The organism is Streptomyces sp. AP-93, from assembly GCF_022808175.1.
In the GTDB taxonomy this organism is placed as follows: Bacteria; Actinomycetota; Actinomycetes; order Streptomycetales; family Streptomycetaceae; genus Streptomyces.
This window is the reverse complement of the sequence record NZ_JALGBX010000008.1, coordinates 1-26654: the sequence shown is the minus strand read 5'-3', so window position 1 is coordinate 26654 and position 26654 is coordinate 1. Positions and strand designations below refer to the sequence as shown.

Sequence of the window (26654 nt, the reverse complement as noted above, 5' to 3'; positions counted from 1 at the left end):
AAACCTCTGCGTCAGAACGATGCCCCCTCCGGCTGCACCCCTGGTATGACGACCTCCGTCCGCGCCCCGCGTAGGGTTCGCCGATGCGCACCAGGGCCTGGCCGGCTGCTGACCGGTTCCGCTCCATCGATCCCCGGCTGGTGGACGCCGTACTGGCCCTGGGCCTGACCGGCGTCGCGGCCGTCACCGGAGACCAGTACCACCCGGACGGCTGGCCGCGGTTCGACACCACCGCCTACCTGTTCACCGCGCTGATCGGGCTGCCGCTCGCCGCCCGCAGGACCTTCCCGGTGTCCGTCCTCGTCGCGTGCTGCCTGGCCTACGCCGGGTACCTGGACGCCGGCTACTCGCCCTCCCTCAACTTCTGGGGTCCCCTGGTCGCGCTGTACGGGGTCGCGGCCCGCCGTCCGCCCCGCACCGTCGCCGCGTGCGCGGTGCTGGTCGTGGCCGTGATCTTCCTCAGCGGGCTGAGCGACCGGCGCATCGACCTGTGGACGGCGGTGCTGCAGGCCCTATGCGTCCCGGGGGTGGTGTGGGCGTTCGGCAACGGCGCCCGCCTGCTCGCCGAGCGCAACCTTCAGCTGGCCGCCGTCACCGCCCAGTTGCACCGCGAACAGGAGTGGCGCTCCCGCCGCGCGGTCACCGAGGAGCAGCGGCGCATCGCCCGCGAGCTCCACGACATCGTCGCCCACCACATGTCCGTCATCAGCGTGCAGGCGGGGATGGCCGGTTACGTCTTCCCGACCGCGCCGGAGAAGGCCCGGGCGGCACTCGGCACGATCGCCGAGACCAGCCAGGAGGGGCTGCGCGAACTGCGGCGCATGCTGACCCTGCTGCGCTCGGGCGGCGACGAGGAACCGGACGTCGGACGCGGCACGCCCGCGGACGACGACCGGGACGACGAGCGGACCCCGTACGCGCCGATGCCGCGCCTGGCGGGGCTCGCGGAGGCGGCGCAGCGGGTGCGGGCCACGGGCGTTCCCGTGGAGCTGCGGACGGACGGCACCCCGCGGCCCTTGCCGCCGGGCGTGGAACTGTGCGCGTACCGGGTCGTCCAGGAGGCCCTCACCAACGTCATCAAGCACGCTCCGGCGGCGTGCGTCGACGTCGTCGTCGCGTACCTCCCGGACACCCTGGCAGTCACGGTCACCGACGACGGCGGCGGTGGTGGTGGCGGAGCGAACGCCCCTACGGGCCGACCAGATCCGGCCAACGTTGCCCCCGGGCCGGGGCACGGCTTGATCGGCATGCGCGAACGCGCGAGGCTCTACGGCGGAACAGTGGTCGTCGGCCCGCGGACCGAGGGGGGATTCAGCGTGTGCCTCACCCTGCCGGTCGCCACCGCGCCCGACACCACCGCGCGTCCCCTCGGGCCGGAGAACCGGCCGCCGGCGTGATCCGGGTCCTCGTCGTCGACGACCAGATCCTGATCCGGGCCGGACTGGCGGCCCTGCTCCAGGCGGCGCCCGGCATCGAGGTGGTCGGGGAGGCCGAGGACGGCGAGGACGCCGTGGCCCGCGCGGCCGCCATCCGCCCGGACGTGATCCTGATGGACATCAGGATGCCCGGCCTCGACGGCCCGGCCGCCACAGAGCGGATCCTCGCGGCATCGGTGGACCCGCTGCCCCGGGTCCTCATCCTGACCACCTTCGATCTCGACGAGTACGTGTACGCCGCCCTGCGCGCCGGAGCCTCCGGTTTCCTGCTGAAGGAAACCGGACCGGAGCGGCTGATCGAGGCGGTCGCGGCGGTGGCCCGCGGCGACATGCTCTTCGCCCCGAGCGTGACGCGGCGCCTCATCGAGACCTACGTGAGCCGCGCGGACCCGGTGCCGGACACCCCGGCCGCTCTCGACGCACTCACCGCCCGCGAGCGGGAGGTGCTGCGGCTGACGGCGCGCGGGCTGTCCAACACGGAGATCGCCGAGCAGCTCTTCATCAGCGAGGCGACCGTCAAGACCCACCTCAACCGGACCATGAGCAAGCTGGCCCTGGACAGCCGGGCCCAGGCGGTCGTCGTGGCGTACGAGACGGGGCTGGTCGTCCCGGGGGGCCTGGAGCCCTAGAGCCCTTCCGCGCCGCGGTTGCGCAGGCGCCGGCCGTACTGCTGGAGCACCCACAGCTCCTCCTGGACGGCCGCCAGCTGCTCCGGGGCGTCCTGGTGGCCGAGGCGGGCCAGGGTGCCCTGGATCTCGTGGACCCGGCGGTCGACCGCGCGGAGGCGGACCTGGACCAGCTGGACCCCGGCGTAGACCTCGTCCACGGTCTTCGCGTGGATGGCCTCGACGACGAGCTCGGTGACCAGCGCGCGGACGGTGTCGTTGGGCGCGGCGTCCCGGACCCGCGGCAGGTAGTCCTCGGTGCCGAGCGAAGCGCCGCCGGCGTCCAGGATGGCCTGGCGGACGGCCGCGTAGGGCGGGGCGGTGAACTCGTCCATCCCGTACGCGTCGAAGGCGGGGGAGACCAGGGCGGGACGCTGCAGCGCCAGCTTGAGCAGCTCGCGCTCGGTGATGTGCGCGGGGCTGCGCAGGTTCAGCGCGGGGCCCGTGGGGCCGGCGGACGGCGCCGGGATGTCTTCGTACGAGTGGCCGGAGTGGCCGGAGTGGCCCGAGCCGCCGGACTGGCCCCGGCGCTGCTGCTGGGGCTGGTTGCCGCGCTCCCGGGCCCAGCGGTCGAGCTGGGCGATCCGCTTGACCACGAACTGCTCGTCGCGCATGCCCAGCATGCCCGCGAGCTGGACCGCCGACTCGTGCTGGATCGCGACGTTCTTGATCTTCTTGATGATCGGGGCGGCTTCCTCCAGCGCGGCCGCCCGCCCCGCCGGGTTCTCCAGGTTGTGCCGGGCCACGATGTGCTTCAGCGCGAACTCGAACAGCGGGGTGCGGGCCTCGACGAGCCCGGCCACGGCCGCGTCTCCCTTGGCCAGGCGCAGGTCGCAGGGGTCCATGCCGCCCGGGGCGATGGTGATGGAGGTCTCCGCGGCGAACTTCTGGTCGTCCTCGAAGGCCCGCAGCGCGGCCTTCTGCCCGGCCGAGTCCCCGTCGAAGGTGAAGATCACCTCGGCGGTCGCGTTGTCCATGAGCAGCCGGCGCAGGATCTTGATGTGGTCGCCGCCGAAGGCGGTGCCGCAGGTGGCGATCGCAGTGGTGACCCCGGCCATGTGGCAGGCCATCACGTCGGTGTAGCCCTCGACCACGACGGCCCGGGAGGTCTTGGCGATCTCCTTCTTGGCCAGGTCGATGCCGTACAGCACCTGGGACTTCTTGTAGATCGCAGTCTCGGGGGTGTTCAGGTACTTGGGGCCGTTGTCGTCGTCGCGCAGCTTGCGCGCGCCGAAGCCGACGACCTCGCCGCTGATGTCGCGGATGGGCCACATCAGCCGGCCGCGGAAGCGGTCGATGGGCTTTCCGCTGCGGCTGTCCTGGGCCAGGCCCGAGGTGATCAGTTCCTTGTCGCTGAAGCCCTTGCCGCGCAGGAAACGCGTCAGGTGGTCCCAGCCGGCCGGGCTGTAGCCGACGCTGAAGTGCTGGGCGGCGGCCTGGTCGAAGCCGCGCTCGGCCAGGAACTTGCGGCCGATCTCCGCTTCGGCGCTGCCGAGCTGGTCCATGTAGAACTCGGCCGCGGCCTTGTGCGCCTCGACCAGCCGGATCCGCTCGCCGCGCCCGCTGCTGCCGGCGGTGTAGCCGCCCTCTTCGTACCGCAGGGTGATGCCGGCCAGGCCGGCGAGCCGCTCCACCGCCTCCGAGAAGGAGAGGTGGTCGATCTTCATGACGAAGTCGAGGGTGTCCCCGCCCGCCTGGCAGCCGAAGCAGTGGTAGAAGCCCTTGCTGGGGCTGACCTGGAAGGACGGGGACTTCTCGTCGTGGAAGGGGCAGAGGCCCTTGAGGTTGCCGCCGCCCGCGTTGCGCAGCTGGAGGTACTCCGAGACCACGGCGTCGATCGGGACCGCGTCCCGTACCGCCTTCACGTCGTCGTCGTTGATCCGTCCTGCCACCGCGCCAGTCTACGGCCGGGCGGGGACAATCCCGTCAGGCCCCTTCCGCCGGAACCAGCACCGAAAGCGGAATCGACGGATCCGCCAGTTTCTCCCGGTCCACGGGCGCCTTCGACCTGATCAGGGCCTGGATGTCCTCGGTGACGTCCCACACGTTCACGTTCATCCCGGCCAGGACCCGGCCGTCCGAGAGCCAGAAGGCGATGAACTCCCGCTTGCCCGCGTCCCCGCGGATCAGCACCTGGTCGTAGCCGCCCGCCGGGGCGTACCCCGAGTACTCCAGGCCCACGTCGTACTGGTCGGAGAAGAAGTACGGCACCCGGTCGTACGAGACCTCCTGCCCCAGCATCGCCCGCGCGGCGGCCGGTCCCCCGTTGAGCGCGTTCGCCCAGTGCTCCACCCGCAGCCGGGCCCCCAGCACCGGGTGGTGGGCGGCCGCCACGTCGCCGACCGCGAAGACGTCCGGGTCGGAGGTGCGCAGCGAGGCGTCCACGGCGATGCCGCCCCCGTGCTCCCGGTCCACCAGGGCCAGGCCCGAGGTCTCTGCCAGCGCGGTCCGCGGTGCGGCCCCGATCGCCGCGAGGACCGCGTGCGCCGGGTGCTCCTCCCCGTCGTCCGTACGGGCCGCCAGCACCATGCCGTCGTGCCCGACGATCTCCGTCAGGTGGGAGCCGAAGTGGAAGCGGACCCCGTGCTCGGTGTGCAGGTCGGCGAAGAGCCGGCCGACCTCCGGACCGAGTACCGCGTGCAGCGGGGTCGGTGCCGGCTCGATCACGGTGACCTCGGCCCCGTACCCGCGGGCGGCCGCCGCGACCTCCAGGCCGATCCAGCCGGCGCCCGCGATCAGCAGGTGCCCGTTGTCCCGGCCCAGGCTCGTCAGGGCCCCGCGCAGCCGCTCCGCGTGTGAGAGCCGGCGCAGGTGGTGCACCCCGACCAGTCCGGTGCCCGGGATGTCCAGCCGGCGCGGTTCGGCGCCGGTGGCGAGCAGCAGCTTGTCGTAGGGCAGCGCCGTGCCGTCGCCGAGGACCACCTTCTTGGCGTCCCGGTCGAGCTGGACCGCGGGCTGGCCGAGGTGCAGCTCGATGTCGGAGGCCGCGTACCAGGACGGCTCGTGCACGAAGACGCTGTCGCGCTCCTCCTTGCCCGCCAGGTACCCCTTGGAGAGCGGGGGCCGCTCGTAGGGATGCTCACGCTCGTCGCCGATCAGGATCACCCGCCCCGTGAACCCCTCGGACCTCAGCGTTTCGGCCGCCTTAGCCCCGGCGAGCCCTGCGCCGACGATGACGAACGTCCGGTGTGCGTCGACCACCTGATGCCTCCTCATAACCTCTGCGCCACATGCGGGCACATGCGAGCGTCCCGCACCGAGCGTGCCGCGTGAAGGGGGAATGGCCCGATCGGCTCACCCTTCGGCGCGTCGCGCGCGCTGGGTGAGGCGGGCGTGCAGGGAGCGAGCGGAGGCGTCCGTGAGGGCCGCGATCTGGTCCACGACCGCCCGCTTCCTGGCCCGGTCGTCCGGGGCCTCGTCGAAGATCGCGCGGAACTGCGGGTCCAGACCCTCGGGTGCGCGGGCGCTGACGGCCTCCGCGAGTTCGGCCAGGATGATGCGCTGATCGGCGCGGATCCGCTCCTGCTCGTCGCGCTGCATCACGTACAGGTCGGCCACCGCCTTCAGCACCGCGCACTCGTTGCGGGCCTCGCGCGGCACCACCAGCTCCGCCGCGTACCGGGTCAGCCGGCCGGTCCCGTACGCCTGCCGGGTGGCGCCCTCGGCGGCCAGGCAGAAACGGCCGATCAGCTGGCTGGTCGCGTCCTTCAGCCGGGCCTGGGCCACGGCCGAACCGTCGTACCCGTGCGGCCACCACTCCTGCTCCATCAAGCGGTCCAGCGCCTCGCGCAGCTCCTCCGGCTCGGTGTCGGAGGGCACGTACCGGCCGATGGCCACCCGCCAGATCTCGGCGCGCTCGGGCTCGGCGAAGAGCAGGTTCGGGTCGAGGTGGCCGGCGTGCAGGCCGTCCTCGAAATCGTGCACGGAGTACGCCACGTCGTCCGACCAGTCCATGACCTGCGCCTCGAAGCACTTGCGGTCCGCGGGCGCGCCGCGGCGCAGCCAGTCGAAGACCGGCAGGTCGTCCTCGTAGGCGCCGAACTTCACCGATCCGGGGTCGGTCGGGTGGTCCCCGCGCGCCCAGGGGTACTTGGTGGCGGCGTCCAGGCAGGCCCGCGTGAGGTTGAGCCCGACGCTGACCAGCTCGCCGCTCGCCGGATCGGGGACGAACCGCTTGGGCTCCAGCCGGGTCAGCAGGCGCAGCGACTGGGCGTTGCCCTCGAAACCGCCGCAGTCCTTGGCGAACTCGTTGAGCGCCTCCTCGCCGTTGTGGCCGAAGGGCGGGTGCCCCATGTCGTGCGACAGGCAGGCGGCTTCGACCAGATCGGGATCGCAGCCGAGCGCGGCGCCGAGCTCGCGGCCGACCTGGGCGCATTCGAGGGAGTGCGTCAGCCGCGTACGAGGACTCGCGTCCCAGTCGTACGAACGCGACCCCGGCGTCACCACCTGGGTCTTCCCGGCGAGCCGGCGCAGGGCGGCCGAGTGCAGCACGCGGGCGCGGTCGCGCTGGAAGGCGGTCCGCCCGGGCCGTTTGTCGGGCTCGGTGGCCCAGCGCTCGGTATCGGCGGGATCGTACGGCTCGCCGGGCAGGTCGAGGCCGGGTCGGACAGGTGCGGTGGTGCCTTCCATGCCTTCCATGGTCAAACGGTAACCGCACGAGCCGACAAGACGAGTCAAGAGGAGCAATCCGTGCGATGGGGAACCAACCAGACCGTTACGCGGTGGCCAGTTCGAGCGGCTGCTCCCGCGGCAGCTCCCGTCCTACGGGTCCTGCGAGCGCGGCGGTCGCTTCGTCGTAGCGCTGGAGCACCAGCCGGGCCAGCGCCGGATGGGCGCCCAGCGGGGCGGCGGCCGGACCCTGCGCGGCTGCGGCGCTCGCCGCGGCGAAGCGGCCCGGGGCGGTGAAGTAGGAGGCGACCGCGACCCGGTGGAGGCCCCGGGCGGCCAGGGCCCGTACGGCGGCGGGCACTCCGGGCGCGGCGCCCGAGGCGTAGGCGGCCACCACGGGCACCCCGCCGAGCCGTTCCGAGAGCAGGTCGGCGGTGGCCCGCACATCGGCGGCGGAGTCGGGGTCGCGGGACCCGGCGGCGGCCAGCACCACCGCCGACCCGGCGCTCCAGCCGGCCTCCACGAGGCGCTCGTACAGGGCCTCGACGAGCAGCGGATGCGGCCCGAGCGGGGCGGCGACGCGGGTCCGCAGGTGCCCGGCGCGGGCGGCGGCGGCCGGCAGGTCCCGCTTGACGTGGGTCCCGCGGCCGAGCAGCAGCGGCACCAGGACGGCGGCGCCGGCGGCCCGTTCGAGCGTGTGGTCCAGCAGCGGCTGGTTCAGCTCGATGTGACCGAGCCGGACGTCGAGGCGGGGGCGTAGCTCGCGGACCCGTTCGAGCAGGGCTTCGACGGTGTGGAGGGCGCGCGGATCGCGGCTGCCGTGGGCCACGGCGACGAGGGCGGGCTGCTGCTGCATGGGGGGACTCCTGCGTGGTGTCGGGGGCGCAGACCGCTGAGCTGCGTACCGAGCTGGGCGGTGATCCGGGTCAGCAGCTCGGCCGTGGTCGCGGGCGGCAGCGGGAGCGGGAACGGCAGCGGGAGGAGGGGGAGGGGCAGGGGCGGGGATTCGGGAGGATGCGCCGGCTCCGTCATGAACCGATCCTGCGCGCGGCAGGTTGCCGCTGCGTTGCGCCGGGGTGACGGGTGTTTTCCACCTGCTCACAGGGGGGTGCACGGCGGGGGTGGGTCCGCGGCGTGCTTCGCTGTCCGCGTGAACCGGCCGTGGGCGCGCGCCGGGTGGGGAATCCGCCGGGAACCGGCCGGGAAACCGCCGGGACCGTACACGCGTCCGTAGATGACAGGGCCGACAGCTGGACCGACAGCACGACCAACAGCACGACCAACAGCACGACCAACAGGGGGATCGCATTGAGGCGCGCAACGGTACGAGGTCTGCCGGGAGCGGCGTGGGAGCGGCTGAAGGCCGTACGGGTCACGCCGCTCCGGACCGTACGGGCCCGGCGGCGGGCCGTACAGGTGGTGATGGCGGGCTGCGTGCTGGCCCTGCTGCCCTCGGCGTGGACGCACGCGTCCGCCGGGCCCCGGCTGCGGACCACCGCCGACGCGCCCGCCGCCGAGGTGGCCGTGGTCTTCGGTGCCGGGCTGTGGAACGGCCGGCCCACCCCGTACCTCGCGCGCCGGCTCGACGCCGCGGTCGAGCTCTACCGTGCGGGGAAGGTCAAGGTCGTCCTGGTCACGGGCGACAACAGCCGTACCGATTACGACGAGCCCGACGCGATGCGCGCGTACCTGACGGGCCACGGGGTGCCCGACGCCCGTGTCGTCAGCGACTACGCCGGCTTCGACTCGTGGGACTCCTGCGTCCGGGCCCGGGAGGTCTTCGGCGTGCACCGGGCCGTACTGATCAGCCAGGGCTTCCACATCCGCCGGGCGGTCGCACTGTGCCGGGCCGCGGGCGTGGACTCGTACGGGGTCGGGGTGTCCGACGTGCACGACGCGACCTGGTACTACGGCGGGGCCCGCGAGGTCTTCGCGGCGGGCAAGGCGGCCGTGGACGCGGTCTTCGAGCCGGAGCCGCGGTTCCTGGGGCCGAAGGAGGAGGGGGTGTCGCGCGCCCTGGCCTCTCTGGCAGACTGACGCCGCGATCGGCGTATGCCGATTAGTCATATAGCTCATAGGGCTATCCGGCCCGCAGAGCTGTCAGCTGTCATCTGTCAGCTGACCGTCATGTCCGTCGTGTCCGTCGTGTGCGTCAGGGGTGTGGAACCGTGGCTGTTGTGGATCTGAGCGGCAAGGTCGTCGTCGTCACCGGTGGGGCCCGCGGCCTCGGCGCGGCGGCCGCGCAGGCCGTCGTGGACGGCGGGGGCCGGGTGCTGATCACCGACGTCCTGGAGGCCGAGGGCGCCGAGACGGCGGCCAAGCTCGGCGACGCGGCGCGCTTCCTGCGCCACGACGTGACCAGCGAATCCGACTGGGACGCGGCCCTCGCCTTCGCCCTCGCCGAGTTCGGCCGCATCGACGGGCTGGTCAACAACGCCGGCATCGCCACCGGCCAGTTCCTGGAGCACGAGAGCGTCGAGCACTTCCGCAAGGTCGTCGAGATCAACCTCGTCGGCGTCTTCATCGGCATCAAGGCCGCGATCCCGCTCATGCGGGAGAACGGCGGCGGCTCCATCGTCAACATCTCCTCCGCCGCCGGCCTCACCGGCCTCGCCCTGACCGCCGGCTACGGAGCCTCCAAGTGGGGCGTGCGCGGACTGTCGAAGATCGGCGCGGTCGAGCTCGCGGAGTCGAAGATCCGCGTCAACTCCGTGCACCCCGGCATGACGCTCACCCCGATGACGGCCCCGGTCGGCATCCAGGCGGGCGAGGGCAACTACCCCGGCGCCCCCCTCGGCCGCGTCGGCCTCCCCGAGGAGATCGCCGCCGCCGTGGCCTTCCTCCTCTCGGACGCCGCGGGCTACATGACCGGCGCCGAGCTCGCGGTCGACGGCGGCTGGACGGCCGGCCTCACGGTGAAGTACCTGACGGGCCAGTGACCCGGCCCGGCGCCCCGGCGGATATTCGGGTGCCCGCCGCCGGGGCGCCGGACTAGGGCCTGTCGTCAAACTCCCGTCGTCGCCCGAAGGGCGGCTGACGTCCGAGCTCGTGAAGCTGCTGGAGTCGGAGAAGGGGTGAACTCGCCATCTGCGCCCACGACCTCCGCATTGTCGGGGACTGCGGCTGCGGTGGGGACTTCTGCCAGAGCCTGCGCACCCATCCCCATCCGCCGGGCACGCCCTTCGGGCCCGGCAGCCGCAAGGTGCACCTGCTCCCGGAGCTGGGCATGCTGCACCTCGTCGTCGTCAAAGGCCGGATCGTGTACGTGGAGATCCTCGACCGCCCCCCGATGCGCAGGGCCTCACCGGAGCCGGCGGGGCGTGCTGAGGCAGAGCACGCGGAGTTGTAACGGGAGGCGGCGGCCCGCGTAACACCGCCGACGCACGCTGGGCTCCATGCACACCTCGGAAGCCGTCACCGCCACGCACTGCCCGTACTGCGCGCTGCAGTGCGGGATGAACCTCCGCCCCGGACCGGGCGGAGCGGGCGGTGTGGTCGTGGAGGAGCGGGCGGACTTTCCCGTGAACCGGGGCGCGCTGTGCGGCAAGGGCCGCACCGCCCCCGCCGTGCTCTCCTCCCGGGTGCGCCTCACCGAGCCGCTCGTCCGCACCCACGCAGGGCGGCTGGAACCGGCCACCTGGGAGGAGGCCCTCGACGCCGTCGCCGGGGGACTCGCCCGCACGAGGCGGTCGTACGGGGCCGACGCGGTCGGGGTGTTCGGCGGCGGCGGGCTGACCAACGAGAAGGCGTACGCCCTCGGGAAGTTCGCCCGCATCGCGCTGGGGACCTCGCAGATCGACTACAACGGCCGGTTCTGCATGTCCTCGGCCGCCGCCGCGCACCAGCGGGCCTTCGGGCTCGACCGGGGGCTGCCCTTCCCGCTGGAGGACATCCCCCGGACCGGCTGCGTCATCCTCGTCGGCTCCAACCCCGCCGACACCATGCCGCCCGCCCTGCGCTTCTTCCGGGAACTCCGGGAGAACGGCGGCACGCTGATCGTGGTGGACCCGCGCCGCACGCGCACCGCCGAACAGGCCGACCTGCACCTGGCCCCGCGCCCCGGCACGGACCTGGCGCTGGCGCTCGGCCTGCTGCACCTGGTGGTGGCGGGCGGGCACACCGACGAGGAGTTCATCGCCGAACGCACCACGGGCTGGGAAGAGGCCCGGGCCGGGGCGATGGCGCACTGGCCGGAGCTGGTGGAGCGCATCACCGGCGTGCCCGTGCCGAAGCTCCGCGAGGCGGTGGCGATGTTCTGCGCCCCCGCCTCCGCGATGGTGCTCACCGCACGCGGCCCCGAGCAGCAGTCCAAGGGCACCGACACCGTCGGAGCCTGGATCAACCTCTGCCTCGCCACCGGCCGGGCCGGCCGCCCGCTCTCCGGCTACGGCTGCCTCACCGGCCAGGGCAACGGCCAGGGCGGCCGCGAGCACGGCCAGAAGGCCGACCAGCTGCCCGGCTACCGCAAGCTGACCGACCCCGCGGCGCGGGCCCACGTCGCCGGGGTCTGGGGCGTCGACCCCGACACCCTCCCCGGCCCGGGCCGCAGCGCGTACGAACTCCTCGACGCGCTCGGCTCGGACGTCAAGGCCCTCCTCCTGATGGGCTCCAACCCGGTGGTCTCGGCCCCCCGCGCCGCCCACGTCGAGGAACGCATCCGCTCCCTGGACTTCCTGGCCGTCGCCGACGTGGTCCTGTCCGAGACGGCGGCCCTGGCCGACGTGGTCCTGCCCGTCACCCAGTGGGCGGAGGAGACGGGCACCACCACCAACCTGGAGGGCCGCGTCCTGCTCCGCCGCCGGGCCCTCACCCCGCCGCCGGGGGTCCGCTCCGACCTGGAGGTCCTGCACGGACTGGCCACCCGCCTCGGCATGCCGAAGGCCTTCCCGGCCGACCCCGAGGAGGTCTTCGAGGAGCTGCGCCGCGCCTCGGCGGGCGGCCCGGCGGACTACTCGGGAATCACCTACGCCCGCATCGAAGCGGAACAGGGCGTCTTCTGGCCCTGCCCTTCGTCGTCGCGGTCGGCGGAGCCCGGCTCCGCCGCCGAGCCCCACCCCGGCACCCCCCGCCTCTTCCTGGACCGCTTCGCCACCGAGGACGGCCGGGCCCGCTTCGTGCCCGTCACCCACCGCGCCGCCGCCGAGGTCCCGGACGCCGAGTACCCGCTCCTCCTCACCACCGGCCGGGTCGTCGCCCAGTACCAGTCGGGCGCGCAGACCCGCCGCGTCGACGAGCTCAACGAAGCCGCCCCCGGCCCCTTCGTGGAACTCCACCCCCGCCTCGCGGCCCGCATCGGCGCGGTCGACGGAGCCCCCCTCGCGGTCACCTCCCGCCGCGGCCGCGCGGTCGCCCCGGCCCGCATCACGGACGCCATCCGCGCGGACACCGTCTTCATGCCCTTCCACTGGCCGGGCGAGGGCCGCGCCAACACCCTGACCAACCCGGCGCTGGACCCGGTGTCCCGGATGCCGGAGTTCAAGGTCTGCGCGGTCCGCGTGGAACCGGCCTAGCCCGTCGCGAAGGTGGGCGCCAGCGCAGCCACCAGCCGCCGGGCGTACTCCTCCTCCGAGCCGGAGAGCTGCGGGTACTCGGCCGTGAAGTGCCTCCACTCGTGGCCCACGTTCCCGTAAGCGGCGATGTCCGCCATGGTCACTCCCGGGTGGGGCAGCGGCTGCTCGGGTGCCAGCCGGAACACCTGGTCGAGCAGCGCGTAGGGCAGCGGGTAGCGCTCGGCCAGCAGCACGGCGTCGTAGAGGTCCTTCCCCTGGGGGTGGGAGTCGCTCACCAGCCACAGCAGCTTCCAGGCCAGCGAGAGGGCGGGAGAGGCCGCCAGGAGCACCGCTCCGCAGGCGAGTTCGACCGGCCCGGGCTCCTCGGGCAGCCGCTCGTTGAACACGAAGTCGAGCTGGACCTGCCCGGCCGGCAGCCCCGGCACCTGCCAGGGCAGCACCATCCGCGTTCCGGGCACCCGGTCGTACGTCCAGATGTCCTCGCAGACCGCCCCGGAGTCCTCGATCCCGGCCCGGCCGGCCGCGCCGGCGGCGATCTCCTCCAGCATCCGGGCCGTCCGCCCGTCGCCGATGTCCCAGCTCCGCGGTACGACCACGAAGTCCAGGTCACCGGGCTCCCGCGCGGCGCCCCCGAACCAGTCGGCGAGCAGCACGCTCCCGCGCAGCACCAGGGACCGCCCCCAACGGGAGTCCGACACCGCCAGGAGTACGGCGTCCAGCGCGGCCCGCCGTGCCGTCAGCCATGCCCGCGTCCGCGCCGGGTCGTCGAAGACCGGGTCGCCGGCCCGGTAGGCGTTCGGGTAGTGCTTCAGCGACGGGTCGAAGACGGACCGCTGGCGGACGTCCTCCCCGGCCACCGCCCGCAGCGTCAGGGGCAGGTCACGCTCGGCGCGCGTCACCTCGTCCAGCGGCTCCCGCGGCAGCTCCCCGTCCCGCCAGCCGAACTCCTGCCAGGTCATGGCCCGTCCCCCTCCTCGATCCACCCGTCGTCCACCGACAGGTCGCTGTCGTACAGCACGAACTCCCGCTCCTGCGAGCGGATGTCGTACCCGGCCCCCGCCAGCGCGGCGACCAGCGCATCGCAGGCCGCTCCCGCCTCCGCCGCCGTACCCCGCCACCGCTGCGTCACGAAACGTTCCTGCCGGGCCCCCGGGACCGTCTCCACCTTGACCCGGACCGGGTCGAAGCCGGCCGCGCGCAGCCGGGGCACCAGTGCCTCGTGCCCGTCCCGGTCGGGCAGCGTCAGCATCGGCTGCGAGGCCGTCCGGCCCCGGGCCAGCACGATGTGCGTCACCTTCAACTCCCGCTCCGCCGCCCAGGATTCGAGTCGCGCCAGCTCCGCCGGATGCGGGCAGTGGACGGTGACGTGGGTTTCGTACACGGACATGGCGACGATCATCTCGGACATGCGTCCGATCCGCATCGGGGTTCTGGTCCGGGGGTAACCATGGGTCACGCACCGGACCCAGAAAGTGGTCGCACGCCCCTCGTGGCAGCGATGTGTCGTACCCCACACTGAGGTGCGGTGCACCCGTCCTCGGAGCCCTGTGGAGGTCGCCCCCGTGCAGACCCAGAGCCTGACCGTCACCGTCAGCCCGCCCGCCGAAGTGCCCGCGGCCGAAGAGCCCGAGCCCGAGCCCGAGCCCGAGGCCGACGCCATGCACGAGGAGGAGGCCGAAGAGGCCGAAGGGGCGGAGGAGTCCGAGGGCCCGGAGCTGCTGGAGAAGGTGCCCACGCCGCGCAAGCGCCCGGCGGACGGCTCCGGCGGAGCGGGACCGTCCGCCGACCTCTTCCGGCAGTACCTGCGCGAGATAGGCAGGATCCCGCTGCTCACCGCCGTCGAGGAGGTCGAGCTCGCGCGGCGCGTGGAAGCGGGCCTGTTCGCGGAGGAGAAGCTCGGCAGCGGAGCCCCGCTCGATCTGCAGCTCACGCTCGACCTCGACAAGCTCGTCGTCATGGGCCGCATGGCCAAACGCCGCCTCATCGAGTCGAACCTGAGGCTCGTCGTCTCCGTGGCCAAGCGCTACGTCGGCCGCGGACTGACCATGCTCGACCTGGTCCAGGAGGGGAACCTCGGACTGATCCGCGCCGTCGAGAAGTTCGACTACGCCCGCGGCTACAAGTTCTCCACCTACGCCACCTGGTGGATCCGCCAGGCCATGTCCCGTGCGCTGGCCGACCAGGCCCGCACCATCCGGGTTCCCGTCCACGTGGTGGAGCTGATCAACCGCGTCGTGCGCGTCCAGCGCCGCATGCTCCAGGAGCGGGGGTACGAACCCACCGCCGAAGAGGTCGCCGTCCACCTGGAGCTGACCCCGGAGCGGGTCCTGGAGGTGCTGCGCCTCGCGCAGGAACCGGTCTCGCTGCACGCACCCGTGGGCGAGGAGGACGACGTCGCGCTCGGCGACCTCATCGAGGACGGGGACGCCGCCTCCCCGGTCGAATCGGCCGCGTTCTTCCTGCTCCGCGAGCACCTCGAAGCGGTGCTCTCGACCCTCGGGGAGCGGGAGCGCAAGGTCGTCCAGCTCCGCTACGGGCTCGCCGACGGGCGGCCGCGCACCCTGGAGGAGATCGGGCGGATCTTCGGGGTGACCCGTGAGCGGATCCGCCAGATCGAGTCCAAGACCCTCAACAAACTGCGCGACCACGCCTTCGCCGACCAGCTGCGCGGCTATCTGGACTGACGGAAAAAGGGGCGCCCGGACGGGCGCCCCTCCCCGCACAGCCGCACCGGCCTAGTCGACCTCGGCCACCGCCTGCGCGAACTGCGCCGCGTACAGCCGCGCGTACGCGCCGCCCGAGAGCAGCAGCTCCTCGTGCGTGCCCTGTTCCACGATCGAGCCGCTCTCCATCACGAGGATCAGGTCCGCGTCGCGGATCGTGGACAGCCGGTGTGCGATCACGAAGGACGTCCGGCCGTGCGCGAGCCGCGCCATCGCCTTCTGGATCAGCACCTCGGTACGGGTGTCCACCGAGCTCGTCGCCTCGTCGAGCACCAGGATCACCGGGTCGGAGAGGAACGCCCGCGCGATGGTGATCAGCTGCTTCTCGCCCGCGCTGACTCCGGCGCCCTCGTCGTCCAGCACCGTGTCGTAGCCCTCGGGCAGGGTGCGGATGAACCGGTCGGCGTGGGCCGCCCGCGCGGCCTCCTCGACCTCGGCGCGCGTGACCTCGCGCGTGGCTCCGTAGGCGATGTTCTCCGCGATGGTGCCGCCGAACAGCCACGTGTCCTGGAGCACCATGCCGATGCCGCCGCGCAGTTCCTCGCGGGTCATCTTCGCGATGTCCACCCCGTCGAGGGCGATCTCCCCGCCCGTGACCTCGTAGAACCGCATCAGCAGGTTGACCAGCGTGGTCTTGCCGGCGCCGGTCGGGCCGACGATCGCGACCGTCTGCCCGGGGTCGACGCTCAGCGAGAGGTTCTCGATCAGCGGCTTGTCCGGCTCGTAGCGGAAGGCGACCTTGTCGAAGGTGACCTGGCCGCGCAGGTCCTCCGGACGCTCCGGAACCTCTGCGTCCGCTTCCTGCTCCGGCGCGTCCAGCAGCTCGTAGACCCGCTCCGCGGAGGCGACGCCGGACTGCACCAGGTTCGCCATGGAGGCGACCTGGGTGAGGGGCATCGAGAACTGGCGCGTGTACTGGATGAAGGCCTGGACGTCACCGATCGACAGGGTGCCGGAGGCGACCTTCAGACCGCCGACGACCGCGACGAGCACGTAGTTGATGTTCGAGATGAACAGCATCACCGGCTGCATGATCCCGCTGACCAGCTGCGCCCTGAAGGAGGCCCGGTACAGCGCCTCGTTCTGCTCGGCGAACAGGGCCGCGGACTCCTTCTGCCGGCCGAAGACCTTGACCAGGGTGTGGCCGGAGTACATCTCTTCGACGTGCGCGTTCAGTGCGCCCGTGGTCTTCCACTGCGCCACGAACTGCGGCTGCGACTTCTTGCCGATCTTCGCGGCCACGTACGCCGACACCGGGATGGTCACCAGCGCGACCAGCGCCAGCAGCGGCGAGATCCAGAACATCATCGCCAGCACGCCGACGATCGTCAGGATCGAGTTGAGCAGCTGCCCCATCGTCTGCTGGATCGTCTGCCCGATGTTGTCGATGTCGTTCGTGGCCCGGCTGAGGACCTCGCCGCGCTTCTGCTGGTCGAAGTACGACAGCGGCAGCCGCGACAGCTTCGCCTGGAGCTCCTCGCGCATCCGGTAGACGGCGGCGTTCATGATGTGGTTCGACAGCCGCGTGGCGACCAGCATCAGCAGACCGGCGAGCGTGAAGACGAGCAGCGCCCACAGCGCCACCGACCCGACCGCGCCGAAGGCGATGCCCTTGCCCGGGGTGAAGTCGGTGCCGGAGAGCATGTCCGCCATCCCGCCCTCGCCCCTGGCGCGCAGACCGTCCAGCGCCTGCTGCTTGGTGAGGCCCTTCTCCATGTTCCGGCCGACGATCCCCGCGAACACCAGGTCGGTGGCCTCGCCGAGGATCTTCGGCCCGGTCACCGACGCGGCGACGCTGCCGACGACCGCGAGGATCATGCCCCACAGCTTGGCCCGGTCGCGCGCCAGCGCGGCCAGCAGCCGCTTGCCCGAGCCCTTGAAGTCCAGGGACCGCGTCGTCGGCGGTCCCATCATCATCCGTCCTCCGGGCCCGCTCACGCCGCCTCCGCTTCCGTCAGCTGGGAGAGCACGATCTCCCGGTAGGTCTCATTGCCGGCCATCAGCTCGTGGTGGCGCCCCTCGCCCACCACCTGCCCCTCGTCGAGGACGATGATCCGGTCCGCGTCGCGGATCGTGGAGACCCGCTGGGCGACGATGACCACGGTCGCCTCCTCGGTCTCCCGGGCGAGCGCGGAGCGCAGTGCGGCGTCCGTGGCGTAGTCCAGGGCCGAGAAGGAGTCGTCGAACAGGTAGATCTCCGGGCGCTGTACGAGCGTGCGCGCGATCGCGAGCCGCTGGCGCTGGCCGCCGGAGACGTTGGTTCCGCCCTGGGTGACCGGCGCGTCGAGCCCGCCCTCCAGCTCGGACACGAAGTCCTTGGCCTGCGCGACCTCCAGCGCGTGCCAGAGCTCCTCGTCGGTGGCGTCGGGGCGCCCGTAGCGCAGGTTGCCGGCGACCGTCCCGGAGAAGAGGTACGGCTTCTGCGGCACCATGCCGACCGTCCTGGCGAGCAGGTCCGGGTCGAGGCGCCGTACGTCCTCGCCGTCCACGAGCACGTCGCCGCCCGTCGCGTCGAACAGCCGGGGGATCAGTCCCAGCAGCGTGGACTTGCCGCTGCCGGTGGAGCCGATCACCGCGGTGGTCTCGCCGGGGCGGGCCACCAGGTCGACGCCGCGCAGCACGGGGGCCTCGGCGCCCGGGTAGCGGAAGTCGGCGCCGCGCAGCTCCAGGCGGCCGCGGCTCTGCAGCTCGCGGACCGGGTCGGTGGGCGGGACCACGCTGGAGTCGGTGTCCAGGACCTCCTGGACGCGCTCGGCGCAGACCTCGGCGCGCGGCACCATCATGAACATGAAGGTGGCCATCATCACGGACATGACGATCTGCATCAGGTAGGCGAGGAAGGCCGTCAGCTGGCCGATCTCCATGCTGCCGGCGTCGATGCGCATGGCGCCGAACCAGACGACGGCGACGCTGGAGATGTTCACGACCACGATCACGGTCGGGAACATGAGCGCGAGCAGCTTGCCGGCCGCCAGCGAGACGCCGGTGAGGTCGGCGTTGGCCTCGCGGAAGCGCTCCTTCTCGTAGTCGTCGCGGATGAAGGCGCGGATCACCCGGTTGCCGGTGATCTGCTCGCGCAGGACCCGGTTGACCGTGTCCAGACGTGTCTGCATCGCACGGAACAGCGGGCGGGTCTTCAGCACGATCGCGCCGACCGCCAGGCCAAGGACCGGGACCACGGCGAGCAGCACGCCCGACAGCTTCACGTCCAGGGAGAGCGCCATGAAGATGCCGCCGACGCACATGATCGGCGCGGAGACCATCAGGGTGAAGGTCATCAGCACGAGCATCTGGATCTGCTGCACGTCGTTCGTCGTACGGGTGATCAGCGACGGGGCGCCGAAGTGGCCGAGCTCGCGCGCGGAGAAGCTCTGCACGCGGTCGAAGACGCCGGCCCGGACGTCCCGGCCGAAGGCCGCGGCGGTGCGGGCCCCGTAGTAGACGGCGCCGACGTTGCAGACGAGCTGGACCAGCGAGACGCCGAGCATCAGTGCGCCGAAACGCAGGATGTAGCCGGTGTCGCCGTTGACGACACCGTTGTCAATGATGTCGGCGTTCAGCGTGGGCAGGTAGAGGCTCGCACTGGTCTGCAGCAGTTGCAGCAGGACCAGCACGGCGATCGGTTTCCGGTACGGACCCAGATGGGTCCGCAGAAGTCGTATGAGCACGCGCAGGCTCCGGTCGGCATGATCGAGGGGGTTCAGTCCATCTTCTGCCAACGGGGGGCCGCAACCCACCGGTTTTCGTAAAGGCCGGTCAAAAGGAGTAGGCGGGCGCGGGCCGGTCCTAGGGCCTGCGCGCCCGGGCGGCCGCCGCGCCGACGGCGGGTGCCGGGAGGACGATGGAGGAGGGAAGCCTCGGGGACCGCACCGGCCACCGGCCGTGGAGGACACCATGACGGCAACCACAAGGGACCAGGCGCCCGTCGCCTTCGAGACCGACGAGGCGCAGTTGCGCCTGAAGGAGCTCGGCGGCGACTTCAGCGTCGCCTTCGTACGGTTCGCCAAGGGCGTCGACATGACGCCGGCGTTCAAGGGGCTGCCGGACGACCTGTGCCCGTGCCCCCACTGGGGCTACGTGCTCAAGGGCAAGATCAAGCTGCACACGAAGGACGGGGCCGCGGTCTACTCGGCCGGCGAGGCCTTCTACTGGGCTCCCGGCCACGCCCCGGAGGCCGTCGAGGACGCCGAGTTCATCGACTTCTCGCCGACCGCGGAGATGGCGAAGGTGGTCGGCCACGTGGTGGCCGCGGTGAGCTGACCCGCGGGGGCCGGTTCAGGCGGGGTTCTGGAACGCCCCGGGGTGGATCTGGTCCCGGGTCGCGATGTACTGCTGGCGCGCGCCCTGCCAGGCCGCGTACTCCTCATCCGGCTCGAAGAGCTGCGCCGCGGGCGCCGGCCACACCGGCGGGGTGTTCGCGGCCGCGCCGCCCTGCGCCAGGCCGAGCGCCCACGCGGCCTGGCGGGCCGCGCCCAGGGCCGCGTAGTCGGCCGGCGCCGGTACGAGGACCTGGGTGCCGAACAGCCCCGGCGCGAAGGCCTGTACGGCCGGCAGCTCGGCGGCGGCGCCGAGCAGGAACACCCGGCGGATCTCCACGCCGCGGCTGCGCAGCACGTCGAGCGCGTCCACCAGCCCGCACAGCATCCCCTCGAAGGCGGCCCGCGCGAGGTGCTCCGGCTTCATGGAGTCCCGGCGCAGCCCCGACAGCGTCCCGGCGGTGTGCGGCAGGTTGGGCGTCCGCTCACCCTCCAGGTACGGCAGGAGTACGAGTCCGTGCGCGCCCGGCGTCGACTTCAGCGCGAGCTCGCTCAGCCCCTCCAGATCGGTGCCCAGCAGCTCGGCGGTGCCGCGCAGGGCGCGTACGGCGTTCAGGGTGTTCACCACCGGGAGGTGCAGCCCGGTGGCGTCGGCGAGGGAGGTGATCAGCCCGCCCGGCTCCGACAGCGCCTCGTGGTGCACCGCCATCACCGATCCGGACGCGCCCAGCGAGACCACGGCGTCGCCGGGTCCCATGCCCAGCCCGAGCGCGGCCGCCATGGTCTCCCCGGTCCCGGCGGAGATCAGCAGCCCCTCGGGGGTGGTCCCGGCGGCTTCGGCCGGGCCGAGCACCTCGGGCAGCAGTGCCCGGTGCCCCAGCGCGAGCTCGACGAGGTCGGGGCGGTAGGCGCCGGTGGCCGCCGACCAGTAGCCGGTGCCGGAGGCGCCGCCGCGGTCGGTGGTCCGCCGGGCCGGGCGGCCCAGCAGCTGCCACACCAGCCAGTCGTGCGGGGACATCAGCACGGCCACCCGCCGGGCCGCCTCGGGCTCGGTACGGGCCAGCCAGGCGAGCTTCGCCACGGGCTGCGCCGCATGGGGGACGGAGCCGACGGCCTCGGCCCAGGCCTGCCGGCCGCCGAAGGACTCGATCAGCTCGGCGGCGGCGACCTGGCCGCGCTTGTCGTTGCCGATCAGGGCGGGACGGACGAGGCCGCCCTGCGCGTCCAGCGCCAGCAGCCCGTGCTGCTGCGCGGAGACCCCGATGGCCTGCACCCCTTCGAGGAGCCCGCCGCCGGCGGCCTCGCCGAGCGAGAGCAGCCAGGCCTGTGGATCGGTCTCGTGCACCGCCGCCTCGCCGGTGGGCTGCGGATGAGGGGCGTACCCCTGGCGCAGCACGGCGCCCGTCTCGGTGTCACAGACGACGATGCGTGTGAACGCGGAAGAGCTGTCCAGCCCGGCGACTATCCCCATGCGGAGAATTCTGCCGCACGCGGGGGCGGGCTCGACCGCCCCGGCGTGCCCGGTCCCGCCCCGTCCCTCGTGCGGGACCGGGCGGGACGGTGTGGGACCGTGCGGGACCGGGCCGGTCAGGTGTTGCTGGTGCCCCAGTCGTCCTCGGCCGCGCCGCCGCCGCCGACCCGTGCCCGCAAGCCCCGTACCCGTCCGGACAGGGCGTCCGGCACCGCGTCGCCCACCTTGTCGCTCACCGCGGCGAAGGCCTTGCCGGCGTACTCCCGGCCGGTCTGACCAGCGCTCTCGGCGGCGTTGCGGACCGCGGGGTTCTGCGCGAACTCGCGCACGGACTTCTTCAACTGTTCATACCGCTCGCGTCCGGCCCGGGTCCCGAGCACGTACCCGAGGGCCAGCCCGACCGCGAACGTGACCTTGTACCGCATGCCTGCCACCCTTCGTCGTGTGGTGCCCGGCCCGCTGGCGATACCGATTGGCGGAGCACCCCCCTGCTTGCGCTAATCTATGACTCGCAACGGGCGCTCGCCCCCCGGCCAAGGCCGGAGGTGGGCCGTTCGGTGCAACGCAGCAATCCCCTGTAGCTCAATTGGCAGAGCAGCCGACTGTTAATCGGCAGGTTACTGGTTCGAGTCCAGTCGGGGGAGCGCGGTCCCCTGTAGCTCAATTGGCAGAGCAGCCGACTGTTAATCGGCAGGTTACTGGTTCGAGTCCAGTCGGGGGAGCAAGAAGGAATGAGGACCCCGGGTGGGTCCTCTTTTCTTTTTTCTGCCCTCCGCGCGCAACCGGGCAGGGCCCTGCGCGGTCTCTCTGGGCAGGCGAAGCCGATCATGCGAGGCATCCGAGGCAGGAGATCGTATGAGCGGCTATGCTGCGGCAGACGGCGCGCACACATGTACGCGCCACGCCGTGAAGGGGCGGTAGCTCAGCCGGTTAGAGCAGCGGACTCATAATCCGTCGGCCGTGGGTTCGAGTCCCACCCGCCCCACCACTGCAGGTCAGAAGAAACCTTCTGATCTGCGGAAACGCAGTTCTTGCGGCGGTGGGAGCCCCGTGCCGGTGCGGCGGCCGTGAGGCGATGCCCATCCCATGTAAGCCCACAGAGGCCTGTGACGTGGGGTTTTGTTCGATTCGTCGGTGGGCTGCGTGGTGGCCGGCCCCACGGCCGTTGTCCGGACGGCGTCACATCCCCGGCCGCTCCCGTTCCCCGTCGAATGTCCGAACCCGTGGGCGTCGGACGGACCTCTTGAGGTGGGCCCGCCCTGGCCGGGTACCGGGACAGGCCTTCACCGCCCGACTCGGCCTGCTCACCATCGGCCTGCCGCCCCGGCGACCGCGCGACGCACCGCGAGCAACCCCACCGGCCTAGCCCCGGCCAATGACAAGACCACCGCGAACCGCCTCGCCATCACTGGACTGATCATCAGCTGCCGAACCCCAGCCATAGCGGGTCCCGGCCGACTCCGATGTGATGCGGTCCGCGGTGCCCAGGGCGATCCCGCCATCGATGCGCACCGGTCCCGTGTGCAGGCACTCAATCAACAGTTGGCCGCCCTCCGGCGTGCCCGAGAGGGCGGCAAGGTGCCCGTCGGGCGGACGCCCACCCCGCACAGGCGTCGAGCGTCGGCCCTGCAGGATGGTCTCAGCGGTGCTGGGCGTTCCCCTGCCGGCGGTGTGGTCGGGCCGACGACCGCCGCGTCATTCCTCGGACTTGAGGTACGCCTCGTACTGCGAGGCGGTCATGAGTTCACGCAAGGGGTCACCGTCGCGGACGCTGATCTCGATCAGCCACCCGTCGCCGTACGGATCATCGTTGATCAGTTCCGGCTCGTGGTTCAGCTTCTCGTTCACCGCGACCACCTCACCCGCCACAGGCGAGTACACCTCGGTAACCGCTTTGACCGACTCCACCGAGCCGAACGGCTCCCCCGCGTCGAAGGTGCCGCCAACACTCGGCTGCTCGACATAGACCAAGTCGCCGAGCTGCTTCTGTGCGAAGTCGGTGATGCCGATGCGGGCAGTCCCCCCGTTCACCCGGATCCACTCATGGTCGCGGCTGTACCGCAGGTCAGTCGGATAGTTCATCGTGTGTGCTCCTTCGGCCGTGAGGTGCCGAGCGATCGGGCTGCTGCTCGATCAGGGAGTCTGCCCCAGTGGGCGAAGGGCGTGAAAGGGCACACACCTGTACGGAGCAACATGTTCCGGCCAGGGGATTCGTCGGCCGAGCGCGCCGGCAGCGGGCGGCCGGGCGTCCGTTCGAGTACCGACGCAGACACAGCATCAGTACGCCGCACGCTACACACAGTCACCGCCATCGCCGCCGCGGTCGCCGCCGGGCCGCTCCTGGTCACCGCGGCCGTGGCCGCGCTCGGGCTGCGTGATCCGGCCACCGCGCTGCAGACCCAGCCCGGGCGTCTCGCGCGCGTCGTGGTGTGCGGCGTACTCGGCCTGGTGTGTCCGGCTGCCGTGCTGCTCAGCCCCTCACGCGCCCGCGTGGGCCGACTCGGCTGGCTCAGCGCCGTCGTCACCGTCCTGTTCTTCGGCGCCACCGTCTTCCTGTGGGGGTGCGTGGCCGCCGACACCTCCCTCAAGAACATCCCCGGTACCGCCGTGACCACCACCGCACAGAGCGACCGCGCCCTCGCCGCACAGGGCCGCGCGGCGGACCGGAAGATCCCCACCGGTGTCCTGATCGAGACCCTGCAGTTCACCGACACCCACAACGTCCGCCTCACCGGCTACCTCTGGCAACGCCTGCCCGCGAGCGCCGACCTCGCCAAGGCCCAGGCGGAGTTCCCCGACGCCATCGACGGCGGCGCCTCCGAGGCCGTCTACCCGTTACCCGGACGGACTGGCACAGCAACGCCGCAGCCCGACTGCTCTACTGGCCCGTCGTCAGCGGGCTCCTTCTCGCCGCCACCCTCTTCGCCCTTCTCCGCTGACGACCCGCGCCCCTTGGCGTCGACAGCCGGGGAACGCCCGGCGTCAGGTGCGCCAGAGCTGGGCCAGTACCCCGTCCTTGTAGGCGGAGGGGTTGACGGAGAGTTCTCCGGCGAAGGGGCGGTCGAGGACCAGGACGAGCAGCAGGCTGAACCCGATGAGTGCGGCGACCGAGGCGACGAAGAGGACCTGCATCTTCTTGCTGCGGATGCCGTAGAGGAAGGTCAGCGGCAGGATCACCAGCGCGCCACCGAAGACGAGTACCTGGAGGAGGGGCGGCAGTTGCTGGCGGGCGGTGGCAAGGCGAGCCCGCCGCTGCGCCGCGACATCGGCCAGGCGGTCAACCGCGGAATCGTAGAAGGACTGCTGGGCGGCGTTCTCCGGCACGTACCGCTGCAGCGCCGCGTAGACCCGCTCCAGGTCGCCGCCGGTGGCTGCGAAGCTCGGCCGCCCCTCCCGCATCAGCGGCCACTGCACCTCCACCACCGCGTGCACGTAGCCGGAGACAGCGGTCGTGATCCGCGCCCGGTCCTCGGCCGGAAACACCCGGATGTCGCGGAGCAGCACCGCGAGGTCGGTGGCCTCGGCCGAGACGACGGCCTGGGTGGTCTCCAATTGCGTCCAAAGGGTCACCACGACGAAGGCCAGGATGATGCCGTAGATCGCGCCGAACATGCCGAGGACGACCCCGACCATCTCATTGTGCTCGCCATCGGTGACCTGCGGAAAGAAGCGACGGGTCAGGAAACTGCCCAGCACGGCCATACAGGAGACACCGCCCACGACCAGCACGGCCAGCGACCACGTACTCAAGTGGTTGAGCAGCCAGAGGGCCACCACTGGCCTCCATCACTAGGACACACGGATACGGAAGGCGCTGACCCGCAGCACCCCTCCAGACCCAAGTCTGCGGGCCCGGCCCTCCGTCCGGGCGCCTGCCACCAGGGGACCGCGCTCTTGATCACCCGAAGGAGGGGTGTCGTCAGCACCCCCCTCGTCACCGCCGCCCTCTCCGCTCCTCTGAGCTGACCCGCACGCCACCCTGGCGGAACCCGTCAGCCACGGCGACCGCCCGGGCGGCGGGTCCGGCCTCCGGTCCGGCCGGTCACGCCATGGGCATCCCGTCCAGCGAGCCTGCGGGAGGTATGCCTAAGCGCCCGGGTGCCGTTGGCGGAGCGTTTCACCTCTGCGTGAGCGGTTGGTTCGGCTGACACGGCCGTCGACGCGCCGGATGCCGCCGTCGGCTTGCACTGGATGCGGTGCATCGCACATCCATTCTGGGCCCGGATTACCGGGGACCTCCGTCTGAGGAGAGCCATGTCCCGATTCGCCCTGCGCAGGGGTGCAGACGCAGTGCGTTACGTACGGGGCTAGGCCGTCTCTTTCGGATCTTGCCGGGCCCACGCCGCCCGGCACCGTACCTCGGCGCGCTGCCGGGCCACCCGAGTACGTCCAGTACGCGGGAGCCCCGGCAGCGCGCCGAGGCACGGCACCGGACGACGCGGGCCTGACCGGCAAGATCCGAAAGAGACGGCCTAGGGCTGCGGAGCGTGACAAGTGGCCAAGGCCGTGGCTGGACTGCTGAGGTGTGGCCCTCTCGGCTGCGGGGATGGCTTGACTGCGGACGCGGTACGAGATCCGGTCGGAGGCGGCGCGCTCGCCGAGTGCGTGCAGGCCGCTGGCGCCGGCCGGGCTCGGGGTGGACCAATTGCCGGAGGCATCGATGACGGCGTGAGCGAAGATCCTCTCCTCGCGGCCCCAGGGGCTGGTGAGGTGGATGACGAAGGGCTCGGTCTCGCGGTCGGCGTCGATGATGCGGTCGCGGCCGGTGCGGGAAACGCCGGTCACGGTCGCGTTGTTGCGGACACGGTCACCCGCTGACGACCAACCGCTGCCACCACACCACCCATTCACAGTCCCGGTCGGGGGCACTCTGCCCGGCCCGCCCGGCAGAGACCGATCCGGCCTCCTGGGCGGCGCGGGCCTTCTTCACCCAGCCCCGCAGGGACTCCGAACTGATCCCGAGCTCCCGGGCACCTGGCACTGCTTCCTCTGGGCTCTCACGTCCCAGTCTCCAGGTGTCCACGATCAAGGGGGGCTTCACACCGACCGGAGCGGCTCCTCGCTCTGCGCCCGGGGCGCGGGTTGCCTTCGGGGGTACGGACCGGACTAGCTCTCCAGGGAAGGAAGCTCGTCAGGAGCCGGGCAGATCCGCCGCCCGGAGTGATCGAACACGTACAGCCGGCCCAGATCCACCAGCAGCGGAATCTGGGCTCCGACGCGTATCCGGACATGCGGACCCGTACGCACGACGAGGTCGCTGCGCACCGGTCCTCGTGGTGCCGGACCGACGTTCGCATCAGTCCCCGGGGCGGATTCCGGCGGGGCCTCCAGGACCGCGACAGAGCCGGACAGGCGTTCCATGGCCCGGTTCCTGAATCGGCTCAGGCCGCCGCCCTGCTGCTGCTTGTATCCGCGCCTGGGGGCGGTCGACTGCCGAGGTGCCTCCAGATCCGTGACGACCGCGGGGCGTGAACCCGTGTTCACGTGTACCAGCGCCTCGTGTCCCTGGTACTCGACGTGCTCGACGATGCCCGTGATCGCCACCTCGCCCGCTCGTGCCTGGCTCGGCGGGGCGATCCTGACCGCCTCCGAGCGCAGGCCGACGATGATCGGGCGCCCCTGCTGGATCCGGAGCAGTTGGTGGTCGGTGCTGAGGGGCTCGGGCAGGACGAGGCGATGCCGTCCCAGATCGACCGACATCGCCGCGTCCAGCGGCGCGTGGACCACCGCCTGCAGCAGGCTGATCCGGGGTGTGCCGATGAACGCCGCCACGAACACGTTCGCCGGCAGGGCGTAGGTGTCGCGTGGCGAGCTGACCTGCTGCAGGACGCCGCCCCGCATGACCGCGACCCGGTGGCCGAGGGACATGGCCTCGGACTGATCGTGCGTCACGTAGAGGGTGGTGACCCCTAGGTTCTGTTTCTTGGATCTCCTGACGTGATCATGTGGTCGGGTTCAAGCTGGTCGGCATGGTGGGGCGGGGGG

General features: G+C 72.0%; 21 protein-coding genes, 3 tRNA genes and 2 pseudogenes. 12 read left to right on the top strand and 14 right to left on the bottom strand.

Annotated features, from left to right (window positions below; translation table 11 throughout):
* The first annotated feature begins 83 nt into the window (after nucleotides 1-83).
* Nucleotides 84-1397, top strand: coding sequence for a sensor histidine kinase (locus MTF69_RS15145; RefSeq protein ID WP_243334607.1), 1314 nt, complete (start codon nucleotides 84-86; stop codon nucleotides 1395-1397).
* The gene (locus MTF69_RS15140) at nucleotides 1394-2065 is read left to right on the top strand and encodes a response regulator transcription factor (protein WP_243334605.1); all 672 of its coding nucleotides are present in this window, start codon (nucleotides 1394-1396) and stop codon (nucleotides 2063-2065) included. The genes MTF69_RS15145 and MTF69_RS15140 overlap by 4 nt, the downstream gene beginning before the upstream one ends.
* On the opposite strand, the gene dnaG is transcribed toward MTF69_RS15140, so the two are convergent.
* The 4 genes from dnaG to MTF69_RS15120 form a co-directional block, all read right to left on the bottom strand.
* Nucleotides 2062-3993, bottom strand: coding sequence for a DNA primase (gene dnaG / locus MTF69_RS15135; protein ID WP_243334603.1), 1932 nt, complete (start codon nucleotides 3991-3993; stop codon nucleotides 2062-2064). The two genes, MTF69_RS15140 and dnaG, sit on opposite strands and share 4 nt — an antisense overlap.
* Before the next feature lie 34 nt (nucleotides 3994-4027).
* Nucleotides 4028-5302, bottom strand: a complete 1275-nt coding sequence (locus MTF69_RS15130; protein WP_243334601.1) for an FAD-dependent oxidoreductase — start codon at nucleotides 5300-5302, stop codon at nucleotides 4028-4030.
* A gap of 93 nt (nucleotides 5303-5395) precedes the next feature.
* Nucleotides 5396-6739: a deoxyguanosinetriphosphate triphosphohydrolase gene (locus MTF69_RS15125; protein WP_243334599.1), complete on the bottom strand. Its 1344-nt coding sequence runs from the start codon at nucleotides 6737-6739 to the stop codon at nucleotides 5396-5398.
* A gap of 76 nt (nucleotides 6740-6815) precedes the next feature.
* Nucleotides 6816-7565 carry a sirohydrochlorin chelatase gene (locus MTF69_RS15120; protein WP_374323080.1) on the bottom strand — a complete coding sequence of 250 codons (750 nt, stop codon included), beginning with the start codon at nucleotides 7563-7565 and terminating at the stop codon, nucleotides 6816-6818.
* A gap of 378 nt (nucleotides 7566-7943) precedes the next feature.
* On the opposite strand from MTF69_RS15120, the gene MTF69_RS43730 reads away from it, so the two are divergent.
* The 5 genes from MTF69_RS43730 to MTF69_RS15100 all read left to right on the top strand — a co-directional run bounded on the left by MTF69_RS43730 (nucleotide 7944) and on the right by MTF69_RS15100 (nucleotide 12219).
* Nucleotides 7944-8021: a PT domain-containing protein gene (locus tag MTF69_RS43730; protein WP_374323175.1), complete on the top strand. Its 78-nt coding sequence runs from the start codon at nucleotides 7944-7946 to the stop codon at nucleotides 8019-8021.
* Nucleotides 8022-8131: 110 nt separating this feature from the next.
* Nucleotides 8132-8746 carry a vancomycin high temperature exclusion protein gene (locus MTF69_RS15115; RefSeq protein WP_243335071.1) on the top strand — a complete coding sequence of 205 codons (615 nt, stop codon included), beginning with the start codon at nucleotides 8132-8134 and terminating at the stop codon, nucleotides 8744-8746.
* Nucleotides 8747-8877: 131 nt separating this feature from the next.
* Nucleotides 8878-9648: a glucose 1-dehydrogenase gene (locus tag MTF69_RS15110; RefSeq protein ID WP_243334597.1), complete on the top strand. Its 771-nt coding sequence runs from the start codon at nucleotides 8878-8880 to the stop codon at nucleotides 9646-9648.
* A gap of 263 nt (nucleotides 9649-9911) precedes the next feature.
* Nucleotides 9912-10058, top strand: a complete 147-nt coding sequence (locus MTF69_RS15105; protein ID WP_243334594.1) for a hypothetical protein — start codon at nucleotides 9912-9914, stop codon at nucleotides 10056-10058.
* A 46-nt stretch (nucleotides 10059-10104) separates the two neighbouring features.
* A complete protein-coding gene (locus MTF69_RS15100) occupies nucleotides 10105-12219 on the top strand; it encodes a molybdopterin oxidoreductase family protein (protein ID WP_243334592.1) in 2115 nt (704 codons plus the stop codon).
* Here the strand turns inward: MTF69_RS15100 and MTF69_RS15095 are convergent.
* Together MTF69_RS15095 and MTF69_RS15090 are read right to left on the bottom strand one after the other, a co-directional pair.
* The gene (locus MTF69_RS15095) at nucleotides 12216-13178 is read right to left on the bottom strand and encodes a nucleotidyl transferase AbiEii/AbiGii toxin family protein (protein WP_243334585.1); all 963 of its coding nucleotides are present in this window, start codon (nucleotides 13176-13178) and stop codon (nucleotides 12216-12218) included. The two genes, MTF69_RS15100 and MTF69_RS15095, sit on opposite strands and share 4 nt — an antisense overlap.
* On the bottom strand, nucleotides 13175-13627 hold the full coding sequence (locus MTF69_RS15090; RefSeq protein WP_243334582.1) for a hypothetical protein: 453 nt from the start codon (nucleotides 13625-13627) through the stop codon (nucleotides 13175-13177). The genes MTF69_RS15095 and MTF69_RS15090 overlap by 4 nt, the downstream gene beginning before the upstream one ends.
* A 112-nt stretch (nucleotides 13628-13739) precedes the next feature.
* Between MTF69_RS15090 and MTF69_RS15085 the strand changes: the two genes are divergently transcribed.
* Entirely contained in the window at nucleotides 13740-14903 is a 1164-nt protein-coding gene (locus MTF69_RS15085) for an RNA polymerase sigma factor (RefSeq protein WP_374323077.1), read from the top strand.
* A 51-nt stretch (nucleotides 14904-14954) separates the two neighbouring features.
* On the opposite strand, the gene MTF69_RS15080 is transcribed toward MTF69_RS15085, so the two are convergent.
* Together MTF69_RS15080 and MTF69_RS15075 are read right to left on the bottom strand one after the other, a co-directional pair.
* A complete protein-coding gene (locus MTF69_RS15080) occupies nucleotides 14955-16880 on the bottom strand; it encodes an ABC transporter ATP-binding protein (protein WP_243334577.1) in 1926 nt (641 codons plus the stop codon).
* Nucleotides 16877-18610 (bottom strand): ABC transporter ATP-binding protein, encoded by a 1734-nt coding sequence (locus MTF69_RS15075; protein WP_243334576.1) that lies wholly within the window; start codon nucleotides 18608-18610, stop codon nucleotides 16877-16879. Before MTF69_RS15075 ends, MTF69_RS15080 begins: the two co-directional genes overlap by 4 nt.
* 226 nt (nucleotides 18611-18836) lie before the next feature.
* Here MTF69_RS15075 and MTF69_RS15070 point away from each other — a divergent pair, with 226 nt between their 5' ends.
* Nucleotides 18837-19202: a hypothetical protein gene (locus MTF69_RS15070; RefSeq protein WP_243334574.1), complete on the top strand. Its 366-nt coding sequence runs from the start codon at nucleotides 18837-18839 to the stop codon at nucleotides 19200-19202.
* A 15-nt stretch (nucleotides 19203-19217) separates the two neighbouring features.
* Here MTF69_RS15070 and MTF69_RS15065 read toward each other — a convergent pair whose 3' ends face one another.
* Entirely contained in the window at nucleotides 19218-20669 is a 1452-nt protein-coding gene (locus MTF69_RS15065) for an FGGY family carbohydrate kinase (RefSeq protein WP_243334573.1), read from the bottom strand.
* A gap of 116 nt (nucleotides 20670-20785) precedes the next feature.
* Nucleotides 20786-21094 (bottom strand): YtxH domain-containing protein, encoded by a 309-nt coding sequence (locus MTF69_RS15060; protein WP_243334571.1) that lies wholly within the window; start codon nucleotides 21092-21094, stop codon nucleotides 20786-20788.
* A gap of 146 nt (nucleotides 21095-21240) precedes the next feature.
* On the opposite strand from MTF69_RS15060, the gene MTF69_RS15055 reads away from it, so the two are divergent.
* The 3 genes from MTF69_RS15055 to MTF69_RS15045 all read left to right on the top strand — a co-directional run bounded on the left by MTF69_RS15055 (nucleotide 21241) and on the right by MTF69_RS15045 (nucleotide 21657).
* Nucleotides 21241-21313, top strand: a tRNA-Asn gene (locus tag MTF69_RS15055).
* A 5-nt stretch (nucleotides 21314-21318) separates the two neighbouring features.
* Nucleotides 21319-21391: transfer RNA gene (locus MTF69_RS15050), tRNA-Asn, on the top strand.
* 189 nt (nucleotides 21392-21580) lie between these two features.
* Nucleotides 21581-21657 (top strand) — tRNA-Ile (locus MTF69_RS15045).
* A 707-nt stretch (nucleotides 21658-22364) separates the two neighbouring features.
* Here MTF69_RS15045 and gcvH read toward each other — a convergent pair.
* The 4 genes and pseudogenes from gcvH to MTF69_RS15025 all read right to left on the bottom strand — a co-directional run.
* On the bottom strand, nucleotides 22365-22751 hold the full coding sequence (gcvH, locus tag MTF69_RS15040) for a glycine cleavage system protein GcvH (RefSeq protein WP_243334569.1): 387 nt from the start codon (nucleotides 22749-22751) through the stop codon (nucleotides 22365-22367).
* Between the two features lie 900 nt (nucleotides 22752-23651).
* Nucleotides 23652-24443 (bottom strand): DUF4239 domain-containing protein, encoded by a 792-nt coding sequence (locus MTF69_RS15035; protein WP_243334561.1) that lies wholly within the window; start codon nucleotides 24441-24443, stop codon nucleotides 23652-23654.
* A 782-nt stretch (nucleotides 24444-25225) separates the two neighbouring features.
* Nucleotides 25226-25481: pseudogene (locus tag MTF69_RS15030) on the bottom strand (flavoprotein); the annotation flags it as partial.
* A gap of 294 nt (nucleotides 25482-25775) precedes the next feature.
* A pseudogene (locus MTF69_RS15025) lies at nucleotides 25776-26588 on the bottom strand (TOBE domain-containing protein); the annotation flags it as partial.
* Between the last annotated feature and the right edge of the window lie 66 nt (nucleotides 26589-26654).

Bases quoted from the DNA above. Each gene is read 5' to 3' on its own strand.
- MTF69_RS15090 (WP_243334582.1), bottom strand. From the start codon at position 13,627: ATGTCCGAGATGATCGTCGCCATGTCCGTGTACGAAACCCACGTCACC.
- MTF69_RS15060 (WP_243334571.1), bottom strand. From the start codon at position 21,094: ATGCGGTACAAGGTCACGTTCGCGGTCGGGCTGGCCCTCGGGTACGTG.
- MTF69_RS15120 (WP_374323080.1), bottom strand. From the start codon at position 7,565: ATGCAGCAGCAGCCCGCCCTCGTCGCCGTGGCCCACGGCAGCCGCGAT.
- MTF69_RS15100 (WP_243334592.1), top strand. From the start codon at position 10,105: ATGCACACCTCGGAAGCCGTCACCGCCACGCACTGCCCGTACTGCGCG.
- MTF69_RS15115 (WP_243335071.1), top strand. From the start codon at position 8,132: ATGGCGGGCTGCGTGCTGGCCCTGCTGCCCTCGGCGTGGACGCACGCG.
- MTF69_RS15065 (WP_243334573.1), bottom strand. From the start codon at position 20,669: ATGGGGATAGTCGCCGGGCTGGACAGCTCTTCCGCGTTCACACGCATC.
- MTF69_RS15095 (WP_243334585.1), bottom strand. From the start codon at position 13,178: ATGACCTGGCAGGAGTTCGGCTGGCGGGACGGGGAGCTGCCGCGGGAG.
- MTF69_RS15070 (WP_243334574.1), top strand. From the start codon at position 18,837: ATGACGGCAACCACAAGGGACCAGGCGCCCGTCGCCTTCGAGACCGAC.
- gcvH (WP_243334569.1), bottom strand. From the start codon at position 22,751: ATGAACTATCCGACTGACCTGCGGTACAGCCGCGACCATGAGTGGATC.
- MTF69_RS15145 (WP_243334607.1), top strand. From the start codon at position 84: ATGCGCACCAGGGCCTGGCCGGCTGCTGACCGGTTCCGCTCCATCGAT.
- MTF69_RS43730 (WP_374323175.1), top strand. From the start codon at position 7,944: ATGACAGGGCCGACAGCTGGACCGACAGCACGACCAACAGCACGACCA.
- MTF69_RS15125 (WP_243334599.1), bottom strand. From the start codon at position 6,739: ATGGAAGGCATGGAAGGCACCACCGCACCTGTCCGACCCGGCCTCGAC.